This is a genomic window from Halopiger goleimassiliensis, from assembly GCF_000455345.1.
GTDB lineage: Archaea > Halobacteriota > Halobacteria > Halobacteriales > Natrialbaceae > Halopiger_A > Halopiger_A goleimassiliensis.
Map to the genome: position 1 here is coordinate 911,403 of NZ_HG315690.1, position 13,841 is coordinate 925,243.

Annotated in this window: 14 protein-coding genes and 1 pseudogene; 10 read left to right on the forward strand and 5 right to left on the reverse strand. The window is 66.2% G+C overall.

Going from position 1 to position 13,841, the window contains the following annotated elements:
- Positions 1 to 5 precede the first annotated feature (5 nt).
- Positions 6 to 1,373: an allantoinase AllB gene (gene allB, locus TX79_RS04480; RefSeq protein ID WP_049925948.1), complete on the reverse strand. Its 1,368-nt coding sequence runs from the start codon at positions 1,371 to 1,373 to the stop codon at positions 6 to 8.
- Between the two features lie 490 nt (positions 1,374 to 1,863).
- Between allB and TX79_RS04490 the strand changes: the two genes are divergently transcribed.
- Both TX79_RS04490 and TX79_RS04495 read left to right on the forward strand, forming a co-directional pair.
- Positions 1,864 to 2,268 carry a hypothetical protein gene (locus TX79_RS04490; RefSeq protein ID WP_195892456.1) on the forward strand — a complete coding sequence of 135 codons (405 nt, stop codon included), beginning with the start codon at positions 1,864 to 1,866 and terminating at the stop codon, positions 2,266 to 2,268.
- 503 nt (positions 2,269 to 2,771) lie between these two features.
- Positions 2,772 to 3,146, forward strand: a pseudogene (locus TX79_RS04495) (helix-turn-helix transcriptional regulator); the annotation flags it as partial.
- A gap of 9 nt (positions 3,147 to 3,155) precedes the next feature.
- Here the strand turns inward: TX79_RS04495 and TX79_RS04500 are convergent.
- Both TX79_RS04500 and TX79_RS18950 read right to left on the reverse strand, forming a co-directional pair.
- Positions 3,156 to 3,659, reverse strand: a complete 504-nt coding sequence (locus TX79_RS04500) for a DUF7344 domain-containing protein (protein ID WP_049925950.1) — start codon at positions 3,657 to 3,659, stop codon at positions 3,156 to 3,158.
- Positions 3,660 to 3,805: 146 nt separating this feature from the next.
- Complete coding sequence (locus TX79_RS18950) at positions 3,806 to 4,006, reverse strand: DUF7563 family protein (RefSeq protein WP_081655485.1); 201 nt, start codon at positions 4,004 to 4,006, stop codon at positions 3,806 to 3,808.
- Positions 4,007 to 4,605: 599 nt separating this feature from the next.
- On the opposite strand from TX79_RS18950, the gene TX79_RS04505 reads away from it, so the two are divergent.
- The 3 genes from TX79_RS04505 to TX79_RS04515 all read left to right on the forward strand — a co-directional run bounded on the left by TX79_RS04505 (position 4,606) and on the right by TX79_RS04515 (position 6,735).
- On the forward strand, positions 4,606 to 4,938 hold the full coding sequence (locus tag TX79_RS04505; protein WP_049925951.1) for a winged helix-turn-helix domain-containing protein: 333 nt from the start codon (positions 4,606 to 4,608) through the stop codon (positions 4,936 to 4,938).
- A gap of 182 nt (positions 4,939 to 5,120) precedes the next feature.
- The gene (locus TX79_RS04510) at positions 5,121 to 5,396 is read left to right on the forward strand and encodes a PadR family transcriptional regulator (protein ID WP_049925952.1); all 276 of its coding nucleotides are present in this window, start codon (positions 5,121 to 5,123) and stop codon (positions 5,394 to 5,396) included.
- A 331-nt stretch (positions 5,397 to 5,727) separates the two neighbouring features.
- Positions 5,728 to 6,735 carry a DUF1616 domain-containing protein gene (locus TX79_RS04515; protein ID WP_049925953.1) on the forward strand — a complete coding sequence of 336 codons (1,008 nt, stop codon included), beginning with the start codon at positions 5,728 to 5,730 and terminating at the stop codon, positions 6,733 to 6,735.
- 307 nt (positions 6,736 to 7,042) lie between these two features.
- Here TX79_RS04515 and TX79_RS04520 read toward each other — a convergent pair whose 3' ends face one another.
- A complete protein-coding gene (locus tag TX79_RS04520; protein WP_049925954.1) occupies positions 7,043 to 7,573 on the reverse strand; it encodes a DUF7344 domain-containing protein in 531 nt (176 codons plus the stop codon).
- A 525-nt stretch (positions 7,574 to 8,098) separates the two neighbouring features.
- Between TX79_RS04520 and TX79_RS04525 the strand changes: the two genes are divergently transcribed.
- From TX79_RS04525 to TX79_RS04545, 5 genes are read left to right on the forward strand one after another with little or no spacing between them, the layout of a single operon-like run.
- Positions 8,099 to 8,677, forward strand: coding sequence for an acyltransferase (locus tag TX79_RS04525; RefSeq protein ID WP_049925956.1), 579 nt, complete (start codon positions 8,099 to 8,101; stop codon positions 8,675 to 8,677).
- Entirely contained in the window at positions 8,674 to 9,888 is a 1,215-nt protein-coding gene (locus TX79_RS04530) for a DegT/DnrJ/EryC1/StrS family aminotransferase (protein ID WP_081655486.1), read from the forward strand. The genes TX79_RS04525 and TX79_RS04530 overlap by 4 nt, the downstream gene beginning before the upstream one ends.
- Positions 9,885 to 10,883, forward strand: coding sequence for a Gfo/Idh/MocA family protein (locus TX79_RS04535; protein WP_049925957.1), 999 nt, complete (start codon positions 9,885 to 9,887; stop codon positions 10,881 to 10,883). The genes TX79_RS04530 and TX79_RS04535 overlap by 4 nt, the downstream gene beginning before the upstream one ends.
- The gene (locus TX79_RS04540) at positions 10,880 to 12,460 is read left to right on the forward strand and encodes a nucleotide sugar dehydrogenase (protein WP_049925959.1); all 1,581 of its coding nucleotides are present in this window, start codon (positions 10,880 to 10,882) and stop codon (positions 12,458 to 12,460) included. The genes TX79_RS04535 and TX79_RS04540 overlap by 4 nt, the downstream gene beginning before the upstream one ends.
- On the forward strand, positions 12,453 to 13,535 hold the full coding sequence (locus TX79_RS04545; RefSeq protein WP_049925961.1) for a glycosyltransferase family 2 protein: 1,083 nt from the start codon (positions 12,453 to 12,455) through the stop codon (positions 13,533 to 13,535). Before TX79_RS04540 ends, TX79_RS04545 begins: the two co-directional genes overlap by 8 nt.
- On the opposite strand, the gene TX79_RS04550 is transcribed toward TX79_RS04545, so the two are convergent.
- Positions 13,520 to 13,711 (reverse strand): hypothetical protein, encoded by a 192-nt coding sequence (locus TX79_RS04550; RefSeq protein ID WP_049925962.1) that lies wholly within the window; start codon positions 13,709 to 13,711, stop codon positions 13,520 to 13,522. The two genes, TX79_RS04545 and TX79_RS04550, sit on opposite strands and share 16 nt — an antisense overlap.
- Positions 13,712 to 13,841 lie beyond the last annotated feature (130 nt).

Consider the following 13,841-nt stretch of genomic DNA (forward strand, 5'->3'; position numbering starts at 1 on the left):
CGGGTTCAGTCGACGTCGACCCGGGTCCCGTACCCCGGATCGCCGACGACGGTTCCGTCCTCGTAGACGACCTCGCCGCGGACGACGGTCGCGACCGCCTTCCCGACGAACGATTCACCTTCGAACGGCGTCACGCAGTTCTTGGAGTGCAGGCCGTCGCTCCCCTCGAGCGTCCACTCCCGGTCGGGATCGACGATAGTGAAGTCGGCGTCGGTCCCGACCTGTAGCGATCCCTTCCGGGGATACATTCCCCAGACCTGTGCCGGCCGGGTCGAGTGCCGACGGACCCACCCTTCGAGCGAGAGGCGGTCCTCGTCGACGAACGTGAGCATCGCGGGCACCTCCGTCTCGAGGCCGACGAAGCCCGAAATAGCGTCCCACGTGTTGCCGAAGGGATCGTCGACTTTCTTCTCCTGGGGGGTGTGGGGCGCGTGATCCGTCGCGATGCAGTCGATCGCCTCGCCGTCGATGCCGACCTCCCAGAGCTTCTCGCGCTCGGCGGCGTCGCGGATCGGCGGCTGGATGCGGGCGGGATTGCCCGTCTCGCGCATCACCTCCTCGGTGAACCAGAGGTAGTGGGGCGTCGTCTCGGCGGTGACGTCGACGCCGCGTTCCTTCCCGCGGGCGACGGCCTCGGCGGCCGATCCGGACGACACGTGGAACATGTGGACCTTCGCACCGGTCTCCTCGGCGAAGGTGATCATCCGCTCGACGGCCTCCTGCTCCGCGATGACGGGCCGGGAGTGGGAGTGGTCGATCGGGTCGTTCCGGCCTTCGGCCTGGAACTGCTCCGTGTAGTGGTCGATGATCTCGCCGTTCTCCTCGTGGAATCCCAGTCGCTTGCCGGTCTCCCGAATGCGCTCCATCGCCTCGAGGATCTCGCCGTCGTTCGGCGGCGGCACGTCGCCGACCGTCGAGCCGAGGAAGATCTTGAACCCGAGCGCGCCCGCCTCGTCGATCTCGGGGATCAACTCGAGGTTCTCGCTCGTGACGACGGCATAGCTCTGGAAGTCGACGTGGGCCGACGCCTCCCCGCGTTCGAACTTCAACTCGAGGTGTTCGGGCCGGTCGATGACAGGATCCGTGTTCGGCATCCCGACGACGGTCGTGACGCCGCCGGCAGCGGCCGCCCGGGTCGCGGACTCCCAGTCTTCCTTGTACTCGAGGCCGGGTTCCCGGTTGTGGATGTGACAGTCGACGATCCCCGGCACGAGGACGCTGCCGTCGGCGTCGAAGACGCGGTCGGCATCGGGGAGGTGGTCGGGGCGGCCGACGGCGGCGATCCGGCCGTCCTCGACGGCCACGCCCGCGTCGGGCACGCGGCCGGCGGCCGTGACGACGGTACAGTTTCGGACGACGAGGTCCACGGTCATTGTGCGAGGCTTGTAAAGGGGCGTGCATATAGCTTCTGCTGGGTGCCCATCGGGCGGTCCGGCGGCGCTCCCGGCACGGATCGACCCCGTCGAACCCCCCGTATCGACGATCGAGTAACGCCACGTTACGTCCGCTCAGATACGAATACCGGTGGCTCGACCGTCGTCCGTCCGAGTCCGCTGTGAGACGCCGAGCGACTGGACTCGAGCAGCGCTCACCGTCGCGTCGTCGTTCCGGTTAGTATCGGAACAGTGGAGGAGCAACCACACGCAGCCCGACACGGAAAACCGGAGAGTCGCAGTCGGCCGGGACGCGTCCGCCACGATTCGCTGCCGATAACTGTCGGTCATCGTTCCGCGAGTACAGACGTATTTCGCCTCGGCCGCCCACTTGGAACGGCCGATTTCGCTACTCCGAGACGTTCTCATTGCCGATCAGGTTCGTGTACGTGGGAGATAACTAACGGAATCGGCTGCCTTATCGAAGACTATGATCGAAACCGCCAGTCTCGGTGCCGTTCCCCTACAGATGGACGGGGTCGGGATCGACAGCCTCATCGTCTTCGGTGTCAGCCTGCTGATCGGCGCGCTCGGGATCTATCTGGGCGCGAAGGTCATCGTCGACGCCGAGGATTACACGTACGCGATCATCACGGCGCTGATCGGTGCCGTCGTCTGGGCAGTGGTCGGCTTCTTCTTCGGCTGGGTGCCGCTGTTGGGTCCGCTGCTGGTCTTCGTCGCCTACCTGGCCGTGATCAACGCCCGCTACCCGGGCGGCTGGGTCGACGCGGCAGCGATCACGCTGATCGCCTGGATTTCGGTGCTGGCCGTCCTCTACGTGCTGGCGTTCATCGGCGTCACCGGGTTCGACGCCATCGGCGTCCCGGGCATCTGACGCCTCGAGGCGTCCGTCCCAGCTGTTCGGCCACCGACAATGCGGCCGTCCCGGAGCAACCCGGACAGAACCCGCTACAGTCGAGGGGAACGTTCGGCCGGGTGTATCCGATTCGAATCTCCGCTCTCGGCGACGAGTTCGATCGCGTGGACCGATGACTGCAGTTTCAGCCCCAACCATCTCACCTCGATCCGTCGAACGAATCTACTGTCATCGACGTAACCGTCTCGGCCACGAGTCGTCCTGCGGTCGAGCGACAGCTACAGGATGCCAATATGATCGATAGTCGAACACTGTCGAGATGAAATAACAACGCATGATCCATAAAAAACACTTTGTGGGACGGCCACGACAGTATCGCACCGAGTGACCGAGTAGAGACCGAATAAGATGCTATGAACGTTCAGGTTCTGGACCCGATGCACGACGTTACCGATTCGATATGGAACGTAGTAAATACCTTTCTTCCGATAGATCTGATGCCGTCGGACGGGTCCCTCGTCCCGTCACAACTCGGCGGTCCTCACATGGCTGCCTTCGCCGGTATCGTCGCCCTCGCCGTCCTCGGCGGCGCACTCGTCGCCCGCAATCGGCTCGGGCGACGCCACTCGTTTGCCGGCGACCACGAGTCCAATCGAGAGGAGTTCGTCACCGACCGGGAGCGGGTCCGGCAGTTGATCCGGGAGAACGGCGGCCGAATGAAGCAGTCACAGATCGTCGACTCCGTCGACTGGTCGAAGGCGAAGGTGAGTCGGTTGCTCGCCGAACTCGAGGAGGACGGCCAGGTCACGAAACTCCGGCTCGGGCGTGAGAACCTGGTCTGTCTCCCGGGCCACGAACCGACGGCCTCGAAGTCTCCCGAGCAGCCAAACGAGTGACGGCAGCGCTCAGGTCAACAGCTGGTAGAGGCTACTCGCCGCGACCAGCAACAACACGAGAACGCTCCAGAGCTGTGGATCGATACTCGAGAGCACCGGGAGGTCCAGCCCCGCGAGCGCGATGACGACGAGTGCGAGCAAACAGAGTCCGAAGTGAAGCTGCAACACCGTCGACCGATCCTGGCCGTGGCCGTCGATGTAGGTGAGGACGTCGTCGAAGTTGGGACCGGGCGTGATCGTCTTCGCGTCCGAGTCGTACTCGATCACTGCGTCTTCCTCGAGTTGCGGGAGGTGGGTCTGCTGGAGGGAGACGTAGACGCTCTTGTAGAGGTTGTTCGGCACCGGCGTCGTATCGGACTCCGTCGACGCGATCTCGGTGGCGACGTCGGAGACGTCGACCTGCCCCGATTCCTCCGCGAGTAACTGGACGATGGCCCGGCGTCGATCGTTGCCGAGGATGTGAAAGACCTCGCTTTCCTCCAACGAATCGGAGCGGCTCGTCTGCACGGACATCTATCAATAGGAGACCCCGTACTCGGCAGGCCGTCCGTCGTCGCTCATCTTGTCTCTCCACTTCATCGACCACCGACTTTAACCTCCGGTAATCGTTCCGGCATTTCCGCAATCGAAAATAAAGGGCCGATACGGTCTCGAGGACGCTACCGGCGTCGGTCGCCCGGCAGGTGGCCGCCGGACTGCATCTCCCGGTAGGTCGTACACGACGGACAGCCGTGAACGACGTCGCCGTTGTCCCCGAAGACGCGGGCGAACTGCTGGGTGACGTGGGTGCCGCAGTTTCGACAGCGTGGGCCTGCCGTCGACGATTCCATCGGTCGCCAGTCTTCCTGTGGTGATCTCATGGGTTACGTGTGACGTACGCGGACGGTATCGAAGCGGTTCTTCGTTCGAAGCGCTGCGTTCGGTTCCCTCGGCGGCCGCCGTTCGAACGATCGACTACCCTCCGCACCGACGGCAGGTGGCGGTCGTCGAACCGGTACGCGCCCGAGCATCACTACAACCGAGGGGAGTAGACCCGAATAAAGGACAGCGACCGTTCACCGGACGGTGATCCGCCGCGGACGGAAATATCCGGTTTCCGGTCGATTCCCGTCCGTAGACCGGTCTTCTCGTCGATTCGTCGAGTCGCGGATCGGCGGATTTCAACGCGAGTTCAGACGGATTAGGCCGGTTTCGTCGTCGAAAGCGACCACTGCGGCCGATCGGGACTGGAGAAACGAGAGCTTTCGCGGAGGTAAGTCCAAATTATTCGCAGGAAGGGGATTCTTTCGCTCGATAAGGTCCATCGTTATAAAATACCGATATCGCTTACCGATCGTCGTGTTGGAACGTAATGCTGGTAGCAACGATCCCGGTTCGCGACACTGCGGCCGACAGCGAATCGTCTCCACTCCGGCGAGCGACCGATCGACTCTCGAACCGACAGTCGGGTGACTACTGAATGTCAACGAAAGCAAGTAACACGCAAACGGAACCGACAGTCGACGCCGCGGCCCAACTCGACGTCCTCGGCGACGAGTGCGCACGAACCATCCTCGTCGCGACGAGCGAGGGACCCAAGACGGCGAAGGAACTGACCAGTCGTACCGATAGCTCGTCGGCGACGGTGTACCGACGGATCAACAACCTCCTCGAGGCGAACCTCATCGCCGAGTGCGTCCGATTCGACGAGGACGGTTCACACACGACCGCGTACGAGGCGACTATCGAGGAACTCTGCGTCCGGATCGGCGTGGACGGCATCTCCGTCACGCGCCCCAGTCCACCGGAGTGAGTGTCACCGGCCCTCGAGTCGAACGTCTCCGACGGTGACCCCCTACGGAGGCCGGGCCGGCACTGCGATCGGCGTGATCGCGAGGCCCAATCCACTTTTACGTGCCGTGAACGGCTGGCTACCGGCCTGTACGAGACGGATAACAAATATTCGTTCAGTAGAACGGTCACCGTGATTGAACGATGCACGACCTGACCGGCTTCCAGCGAGACTTGCTGTACGTGATCGCGGGCGCTGATCGGCCATCGGGCCAATCCGTCAAAGACGAGGTGGAGAAATACTACAGCTCCGAGATCAATCACGGACGACTCTATCCGAATCTCGATACGCTGGTCAACAAGGAACTGGTCGAAAAAGGCCAACTCGATAGACGAACCAATTATTACGCGATTACCGAGGCCGGTCGGGAACGGATCCACGAGCGTCGCGAGTGGGAAGAGCAGTACGTCGATTTTTGAACTCGCTTCGGAAGGGCGTCGTCATCGAGAGCTACAGCGACGGCCCTGCCGATCACGCGGTTTCTGCGAGTGGTGTGGCCTCGGGCACGATTCCGACTCCGATCTCGACGGCGGGTCGATCGACGACCGATCGCCGTCCGAGTGTCCGGCTGCCGTCTCGAGGAATCTATCGCGTGCCTGACCGGACAAGCGGCGAGCGAACCCATCGCTCGCCGAACCGGAACATAACCCGGACATAACAAAGCAACGGACCGGAAAAGACGCGGCCGATAATGGTCATCGGATCGAAAACGGGGAGCGCGGCGACCGATCGACGCTCCCGGGTGAGACGATGAGTTTCAGTACCCGCCGGTGGACGCGACTCGGGGTCGGCTACGTCAGACAGTATCCGTTCGACCTCGCCGTCGTCTCCGTCGCGGCGGTCGGTGCCTACGCGATCGTCGGCGGCCAGCCCGAGGGGACGCCGCTGCGCCTGTTCGGGACCGTCCTCCTCGCGTTGTTTCTGCCGGGATACGCCTTCGTCTCGGTGCTCTTCCCGGCGATCGAACGCCGCAGTCCCGACGCCGCGTCGAACGGCCTCGACTCCACCCCCGGGGGGATCGCGGTCGTCGAACGGTTTGGCCTGGCGTTTGTCCTCTCGATCGCCATCGTCCCGATGGTCGTCCTCACGTTGGCCGTGACCGACTGGGGGCTCGGGACCGAACCCATCGCGGTCTCGCTGACTGCGATTACCGTCGTACTCGCACAGCTGGGCGTGGTTCGGCGACTCCGAACCCCGGCCGGGAAGCGGTTCACCGTTTCGCCCATCGCCGCGATCGACCGCTTTCGCCGGGCGGAAAACTCCCTCGCGACGGTGTCGTCGATCCTGCTCGTGGGTGCAATCGTCGTCGCGTCCGGTGCCTTGCTACTCGGCATGTTCGCACCGGCGTCGGCGGGTGGGTTCACCGAACTCGGCCTCTACAGCGAGGACGAGGACGGCGACCTCGTCCCCGGCGCGATCCCGGACGAGGTCGAACCCGGCGAGTCGGTACCGGTCACGATCGCGATCGAGAACGAAGAAGGAGAACGAATGGAGTACACGGCCGTCGTCCAACAGGGGCTCCTCGAGGACGGCGAGGTCGTCGAGCGGACGACGCTCGAGGAACTGAGCGCGACGGTCGCGGACGGGGATACGGCGAGGACGCAGCACCAGGTGACGCCGACCGTCGAAGACGGCGAGAGCGTCCGCGTAAACGTGTTGCTGTACTACGGGGACGCCCCGGACGACCCAGCGCCGGGCACCGCCGTCGAAGACGCACACTTCTGGACGACGGTCACCGAGGACACCGACGACGGCTGATCGCGGCCCTCTTGGAGCCGAGCAGCGTACCGCGGCGATTCGCGTCTCGGACTCGAGCCGAGACGCGCCCGCTGTGGCCGTTTCGATCCCACCCGTAGGTGATCGTCGGCCGTCGTAGCTGTGCGTTGTTCGATCGGTCCTGAAGGCCTCAGAGAGCCTGTCGAACGCCGTCTTCGACGAGTTACACGCCGAGTACCCGTCCCGCGAAGAGGGAGGGAGCCGACTCACCCGAGAGAACGTCCTCCCTGACAGGGTACTACCAGCGACACGTTGCCGCAGTGCGGAGAAACAGCCCGTGACGAACCGACTAGTGGCTCGCACGACCGATCGGAAGGCCGAGGTCGGAGCGTCGAGAGACGAACTGGACGAGCGATATCGCGAGCACGACGAGACACAGCGCGAGGACGACGATGGGGACAACGGCGCTCGAGATCGGCGCGATCCAGGTCGCCGCGACGATGGCCGCCCCGAGGACGGTCACTCCGAAGTACGCGAGGTGCCACCGACGGCTGCCCTCGAGGTGGCGATCCAGGTAGGGTTCGAAGACCTCCTCGCTGGGGAGGAGTTCGATCGTGTGGGCGTCGGGGTCCCAGTCGACGATGCCGTGCTCCTCGAGCATTGGCAGGTGGGTCTGGTAGAGGGAGATGTACACGCGCCGCCGTTGCGTGCGGGTGACGTCGTCGGGGTCGGTGTCGTTCTCCCAGGCTGCGACCTGCTCGACGAGCGAGGACAGCTCGCAGTGACCTCCCTGCTGTTTGAGGTACTGGACGGTTCGTCGACGCCGTGCGTTACTGAACACGTCGAACAGTTCGGCCTGAGTGAGTTCGTGGTCAGACATGGATGCCCTCGTGGTCCCGATCCTGGTCTCGGTCGGGGGTGGACGGATACCTCACACCACGTGTGCCAGTTCCGCACCCTTTACTATCGCAGGGCTACCCTGTCGAAAGCGAATTATACCCGTTAGCAGCCGTGACTGACGCGATATGCGACGTTTCAACGATCGAATGCTGTTCGAACGGACGGCCCGATGTTGGGGTCGATTGCCCCCGACGGACGATCGGTCGGGCGCGTGGAACGGCTGTAGTTCGTCGCTACGAGGGCTCAGGCCCGGGATAACAAAACCTCGGTATCGGCTGTATCAGGACGATTCCCACCCGGGTATCGAGTAACCGATGATACAACCACATCGACGACACGACGTTCTCACGCCGTCGGACGACGCGATACGGATCGCACGCGGCGGATCGTCGCCTGCGACGACCAGTGCGACGCGAACGGGTGTGTACGGGTCGTCGTCCGGCCCTGTCGCGCGACGGTCGGAGCGATCGAGACGTCACGCCGACACGAACGGAGGTGGCCGTGCATGACCCAGTCCGCTCTCGGTGACGGCTGTGCGATCGACGACGGCGCGACGATCGGCTACGGAGAGTTCGACGAACCGACCCGCATCGGTCGCGACGCGACGATCAGAGAGGGATCGATCGTCTACGGCGACGTGACCATCGGCGACGGTCTCGCCACCGGTCACGACGTGTTGATCCGCGAGGGAACGACCATCGGCGACGACGTCCTCGTCGGCACGAAGACGGTCATCGACGGGCAGACGACGATCGGCTCGCACGTGAGCCTCCAGACCAACGTCTACGTGCCGACCCGGACGACCATCGAGGACAACGTCTTCGTCGGACCGGGTGCCGTCCTGACCAACGACGAGTACCCCGTTCGGACTGACGACGACCTCGAGGGACCGACGATCCGCGAGGGCGCGTCGATCGGCGCGAACGCGACCCTGCTGCCCGGCGTGACGATCGGCGAGAACGCCTTCGTCGCCGCCGGCGCGGTCGTCACCGAGGACGTCCCGGCCGACACCCTGGCCGTCGGAGCGCCCGCAACTACCCAGCCGTTACCGGACCCCCTCGAGGGGCCGAACGATCTGGCATGAGCGACAGCGAGACCAGCACCGACAGCGGGATGGACGCCCCCGGGACCGAGACGGACGTTGCCGACGAGCGCGACGATGACGCGACCGAACCGGAGAACGACGACGTCCCGATCGCGGCCCCTGACGTCGGCGCGGCGGCAATAGAGCGCATCGGGTCCGTCCTCGAGAGCGGAGTCCTCGCCGCCGGAGACGAAGTCGCCGCCTTCGAATCGGCGTTCGCCACCTACTGTGGGGTGAGCCACGCCGTCGCGACGTCCAACGGGACGACCGCGCTGCACGCCGCCCTCGAGGCGCTCGGCGTCGAGGAGGGCGACGCCGTCGTCACCTCGCCGTTCTCGTTCGTCGCGAGCGCGAACGCGATCCGGCTGGCCGGCGGCAAACCGGTGTTCGCCGACGTCGACCCGGAGACGTACACGCTCGATCCGGTCGACGTCGAGCGGGTGCTCTCGCGGCGCGACGACGTGGTGGGACTGCTCCCGGTCCACCTCTACGGCCTGCCCGCCGAGATGCCTGCCCTCACCGATATCGCCGACGAACACGACCTGTTCGTCCTCGAGGACGCCTGCCAGGCCCACGGCGCGTCCATCGAAGGGCGACGGGTCGGGGCCATCGGTGACGCGGCCTGTTTCTCCTTCTATCCGACGAAGAACATGACGACGGGCGAGGGCGGGATGGTCACGACCGACCGGGCGGACGTCGCGGATCGGATCGCGAGCTACATCAACCACGGCCGCGCGCCGGACGACGACGGCGGCTACGAACACCGCCGACTCGGCCACAACTACCGGCTGACCAACGTCGCCGCCGCCATCGGCCGGTGCCAACTCGAGCGCCTGCCCGAGTTCGTCGAGGCCCGCCGGGAGAACGCGGCGGCGTACGACGAGGCGTTCGCCGATCTGCCGGTTCGGACGCCGACAGTACCCGACGGCTACCGGCACGTCTACCACCAGTACACGATCCGGTACGACGACCGCGACGGACTGGCGCGGGCGCTCGCGGACCGGGGCGTCGATACGGCGGTCTACTACGATCCGCCGATCCACCGCCAGCCCGCGTACGAGACGGTCAGCACGGCCGCCGTGGAGCTTCCGCGAGCGGAGCGGGCGGCCGAGACGGTGCTGTCGATTCCGGTCCACCCGGGGCTCTCGGAACGCGACCGACGGACGGTCGTCGAAGCGGTCCAGTCGTACGTCGATTCAGATCCCACATGAGTACACCAACACGCGATCAGCCACGGTCGATTCGCGCCGGCGTCGTCGGCGTGGGTGCGATGGGCGAGAACCACGCGCGCGTCTACAGCGAACTCCCGGCCGTCGACCTGGTCGGCGTCAGCGACCGCGACGCCGCCGTCGCGCGGGAGGTCGCCGCCGAGTACGGCACCGACGCCCTAGACGTCGAATCGCTGCTCGAGCGGTGTGACGTCGTGACGGTCGCCGTCCCGACGCCCGCCCACTACGAGACCGTCTCGCGGTGTCTCGAGGCGGGGGTCCACGTCCTGGTCGAGAAGCCGATCACCGAAACCCTCGAGCAGGGTCGACGGCTGGCCGAGCAGGCCGACGAGGCGGGCCTGGTCCTCCAGGTCGGCCACATCGAACGGTTCAACCCCGCGGTACAGACCGTCGACGACCTGCTCGACGACCTCGAGGTGATCAGCCTCGAGGCCGAACGGCTCGGCCCGCCGGTCGATCGGACGAACCGGGGGAACGTCGTCTACGACCTGATGGTCCACGACGTCGACATCGTGGACTCGCTGCTGGGCGATCGGCCGGACTCGATCACCGCGATGGGGACCGACGACGGCCAGTACGCGACGGCGACGCTCGCCTACGACGACGTGCTCGCCTCGTTGACGGCCAGCCGGGTCACCCAGAAGAAGGTCCGGAAACTGACCGTCACGGCCCGCGAGTGTCTCGTCGAGGTCGACTACCTCGAGCAGTCCGTGCTGATCCACCGGGATTCCTACCCCGAGTACCTGAACGACGACGGAACGCGGCGCTACCGCCACGAGAGCGTCGTCGAACGACCGCGCGTGGACAACGGCGAACCGTTGCGCCACGAACTCGAGGCGTTCGTCGAGGCGGTCCGCACCGAGTCCGAACCGGAGGTGACGGCCCAGGACGGCATCGAGGCCCTCGAGACGGTCCAGCGGATCGACGCACTGGTCGACGACCAGCCGGAGCGCGAACGGGAGGTGGAAGCCCGATGACGCGGGCCTCGAGCGACGAACGGAATCCGGACGCCGAGAGCCCGAACGACGCGCCCCCGCTCTACGGGACCGACGCGTCCGAGGAGCGACAGCGCGACCTGCTGACGGGCGGCGAGATACCGGTCGCCGTCTACGGACTCGGTAAGATGGGACTGCCGCTGGCGGCCGTCTACGCGGAGACGACCGGGAACGTCACCGGCGTCGACGTCGATCCGTCGGTCGTCGAGTCGGTGAACGCGGGCGGGAGCCACGTCGTCGGCGAACCCGGCCTCGACGACCTCGTCGGCGAACAGGTCGACGCAGGGCGGCTCGAGGCGACCACGGACGGCCCCGAAGCGGCCGAACGCGCCCGCATTCACGTGATCATCGTCCCGACGTTGCTCGACGAGGACGACGAGCCGGAGCTGGCGACCGTCGAGTCGGTCGCCGACGCCATCGCCGCCGGGCTGGCTCCGGGCGACCTCGTGATCGCCGAATCGACGCTGCCGCCGGGCACCTGTCGGGACGTCCTCGAGCCCCACCTCGCGGCCGAGTCGGGGCTCGACCCCGAGGCATTCGGCCTCGCGTTCTGTCCCGAACGGACCTCCTCGGGGACGGCCCTACGGGACATCCGCGGCCAGTACCCGAAGGTCGTCGGCGGGGTCGACGACGAGAGCACCCGCGCAGCGGCGGTCGTCTACGACGAACTCTCGAGCAACGAGGTTCACCCGGTCTCGGACGCGACGACCGCCGAGGCCGTCAAGGTGTTCGAGGGCGTCTACCGCGACGTCAACATCGCGCTCGCGAACGAACTCGGACGGCTCGCGGACGAACTGGACATCTCCGTCCGCGAGGCTATCGAGACGGCCAACGAGCTGCCGATGTGTCAGCTCCACGACCCCGGCCCGGGCGTCGGCGGCCACTGCATTCCCTTTTACCCGCACTTCCTGCTGTCCGGCGCGGACGAGCCGATGGACCTGACCCGTACCGCACGCCGGGTCAACGACGCCATGCCGTCGGTCGTCGTCGACCGCCTCGAGCGGGAACTCGCGGCGGCCGCCCGTTCGGACGGTTACCCGGACGTCGAACCCGACCTCGCCGACGCGTCGGTGGTCGTCCTGGGACTGACCTACCGCCCGGGCGTCGAGGAGACCCGCGCCTCCCCGGCGCTCGGCGTCGTCGAGGCGCTCCGCGACGCCGGCACGGCGGTCGCCGGCGTCGATCCGCTCGTCGATCCCGCCGAGTTCGGCGTGCGCGCCGTCGACTGCGACGCGCTGTCGGTCGAATCGTTCGACGCAGCCGTCCTCGTCACCCCCCACGAGGAGTTCGGGCGGATCGACTGGACCGACCTCGAGCCGATGGTCGTCGTCGACGGTCGCGACGCGCTGACCGGATACGACGGCTGGCCGGCACACGACGGCGACGCGACGGACCACCGCGTCTACACGCTCGCGGGCTCGGCCACCGGTGCGCCGCCGGGCGGCAGTCGCGACTCGAGCGACCGGACGGAACCGGAACCACCGCGAGCGACGGACGGTACCGCTTCGGGTAGGACTCCCGGAGACGCCGGGCGGACCGACGGTGGCAACGATGTATAGGGGCAAGCGCATCGGGGTGGTCGTGACCGCCTACAACGAGGAGGGGTTCGTCGGGAACGTCATCGAGACCGTTCCCGAGTTCGTCGACCGGATCTACGCGGTCGACGACGCCTCGAGCGACGAGAGCTGGGCGGAGATCCAGGCGGTCGCCGAACGGATCAACGACGCCGAATCGGAGCCCGAACTGGCGGTCGCCGACGGCGGCGAAGACGCCCGCCGCGTCGTCCCGATCCGTCACGAGGAGAACAAGGGGTACGGTGGCGCGGTCAAGACGGGCTACCGGCGCGCCGTCGCCGACGAGATGGACGTGGTCGCGGTGATGAACGGCGACGGGCAGATGGATCCCGAGATCCTCGATCGGATCGTCGACCCGGTCGCTACCGGCGAAGCCGACTACGCGAAGGGCAACCGCCTGCTCCGGCCGGAGGATCGCGAGGGAATGTCGACGTTCCGGTTCGTCGGGAACGCCGTACTCACCGGGCTCACGAAGTTCGCCTCGGGCTACTGGACGGTCGGCGATCCCCAGAACGGCTACACCGCCATCTCCCGGGAGACGATCGAATCGCTCGACCTCGAGTCGATCACCGACCGGTACGGCTTCCTGAACCACCTGCTGACTCACCTCAACGTCGAGGACCGCCGCGTCGCTGACGTTTCCATGTCGGCCGTCTACGGCGACGAGACCAGCAGTATCCGGTACGTACCCTTCGTTCGGTACGTCTCGGTGTTGTTGCTCAGGAGTTTCCTGTGGCGGCTCAAACGGGAGTACGTCGTCGAGGGGTTTCGGCCGACCGTCCTGTTCTACGGCACCGGAACCGCGGGGCTGGCTGGCGGTACGGCCGGGACGCTGGCCTCGCTCCGGCGGCGGGTTCGAGGCGACGACACCGGCGCGTTCGTCGGGTTGCTCGCGTCGTTCGTCTCGCTCCTGCTCGGCCTCCTCTCGCTCGGACTCGCCATCGCCTTAGACGCCGCCGAGAACGACTCGCTCGAGGTGACGCGCTACGAGTACGACGATGCCGACGGCGACGACGGACGCGAACCCACGCGGACCGGGGACGGTCAGTCGATGGAGTAGACCGCGATGTCAGCGGCGTCACAGACCGGGCAGCGGGTCGTCCCGGCCGAGACGTTCGTCCCGCAGTTGCGACACTCTCGAACCACCGTTCGATCGTCTTCCGATTCTGATCGCCCCTCGGAGTCGGACGAATCGGCGGGACCCCGCAACCCCGAGAGTAGTTTGGAGAGGGCCATCGGTAGATCCCGTATTCCGGGACCCCGGATAAGTGTTGGCGGACTAATCGTCACGTAACACGACGTAACCGTCGGTTCCCGTCCGAAACCGTCGGTCACGTTCCACTCGAGTGCCACGCCCGCCGACGAT

Bases quoted from the DNA above. Each gene is read 5' to 3' on its own strand.
- TX79_RS04530 (WP_081655486.1), top strand. From the start codon at position 8,674: ATGAGCGACAGCGAGACCAGCACCGACAGCGGGATGGACGCCCCCGGG.
- TX79_RS04550 (WP_049925962.1), bottom strand. From the start codon at position 13,711: ATGGCCCTCTCCAAACTACTCTCGGGGTTGCGGGGTCCCGCCGATTCG.
- TX79_RS04520 (WP_049925954.1), bottom strand. From the start codon at position 7,573: ATGTCTGACCACGAACTCACTCAGGCCGAACTGTTCGACGTGTTCAGT.
- TX79_RS04540 (WP_049925959.1), top strand. From the start codon at position 10,880: ATGACGCGGGCCTCGAGCGACGAACGGAATCCGGACGCCGAGAGCCCG.
- TX79_RS04535 (WP_049925957.1), top strand. From the start codon at position 9,885: ATGAGTACACCAACACGCGATCAGCCACGGTCGATTCGCGCCGGCGTC.
- TX79_RS18950 (WP_081655485.1), bottom strand. From the start codon at position 4,006: ATGAGATCACCACAGGAAGACTGGCGACCGATGGAATCGTCGACGGCA.
- TX79_RS04490 (WP_195892456.1), top strand. From the start codon at position 1,864: ATGATCGAAACCGCCAGTCTCGGTGCCGTTCCCCTACAGATGGACGGG.
- TX79_RS04545 (WP_049925961.1), top strand. From the start codon at position 12,453: ATGTATAGGGGCAAGCGCATCGGGGTGGTCGTGACCGCCTACAACGAG.
- TX79_RS04525 (WP_049925956.1), top strand. From the start codon at position 8,099: ATGACCCAGTCCGCTCTCGGTGACGGCTGTGCGATCGACGACGGCGCG.
- TX79_RS04505 (WP_049925951.1), top strand. From the start codon at position 4,606: ATGTCAACGAAAGCAAGTAACACGCAAACGGAACCGACAGTCGACGCC.
- TX79_RS04515 (WP_049925953.1), top strand. From the start codon at position 5,728: ATGAGTTTCAGTACCCGCCGGTGGACGCGACTCGGGGTCGGCTACGTC.
- TX79_RS04500 (WP_049925950.1), bottom strand. From the start codon at position 3,659: ATGTCCGTGCAGACGAGCCGCTCCGATTCGTTGGAGGAAAGCGAGGTC.
- TX79_RS04510 (WP_049925952.1), top strand. From the start codon at position 5,121: ATGCACGACCTGACCGGCTTCCAGCGAGACTTGCTGTACGTGATCGCG.
- allB (WP_049925948.1), bottom strand. From the start codon at position 1,373: ATGACCGTGGACCTCGTCGTCCGAAACTGTACCGTCGTCACGGCCGCC.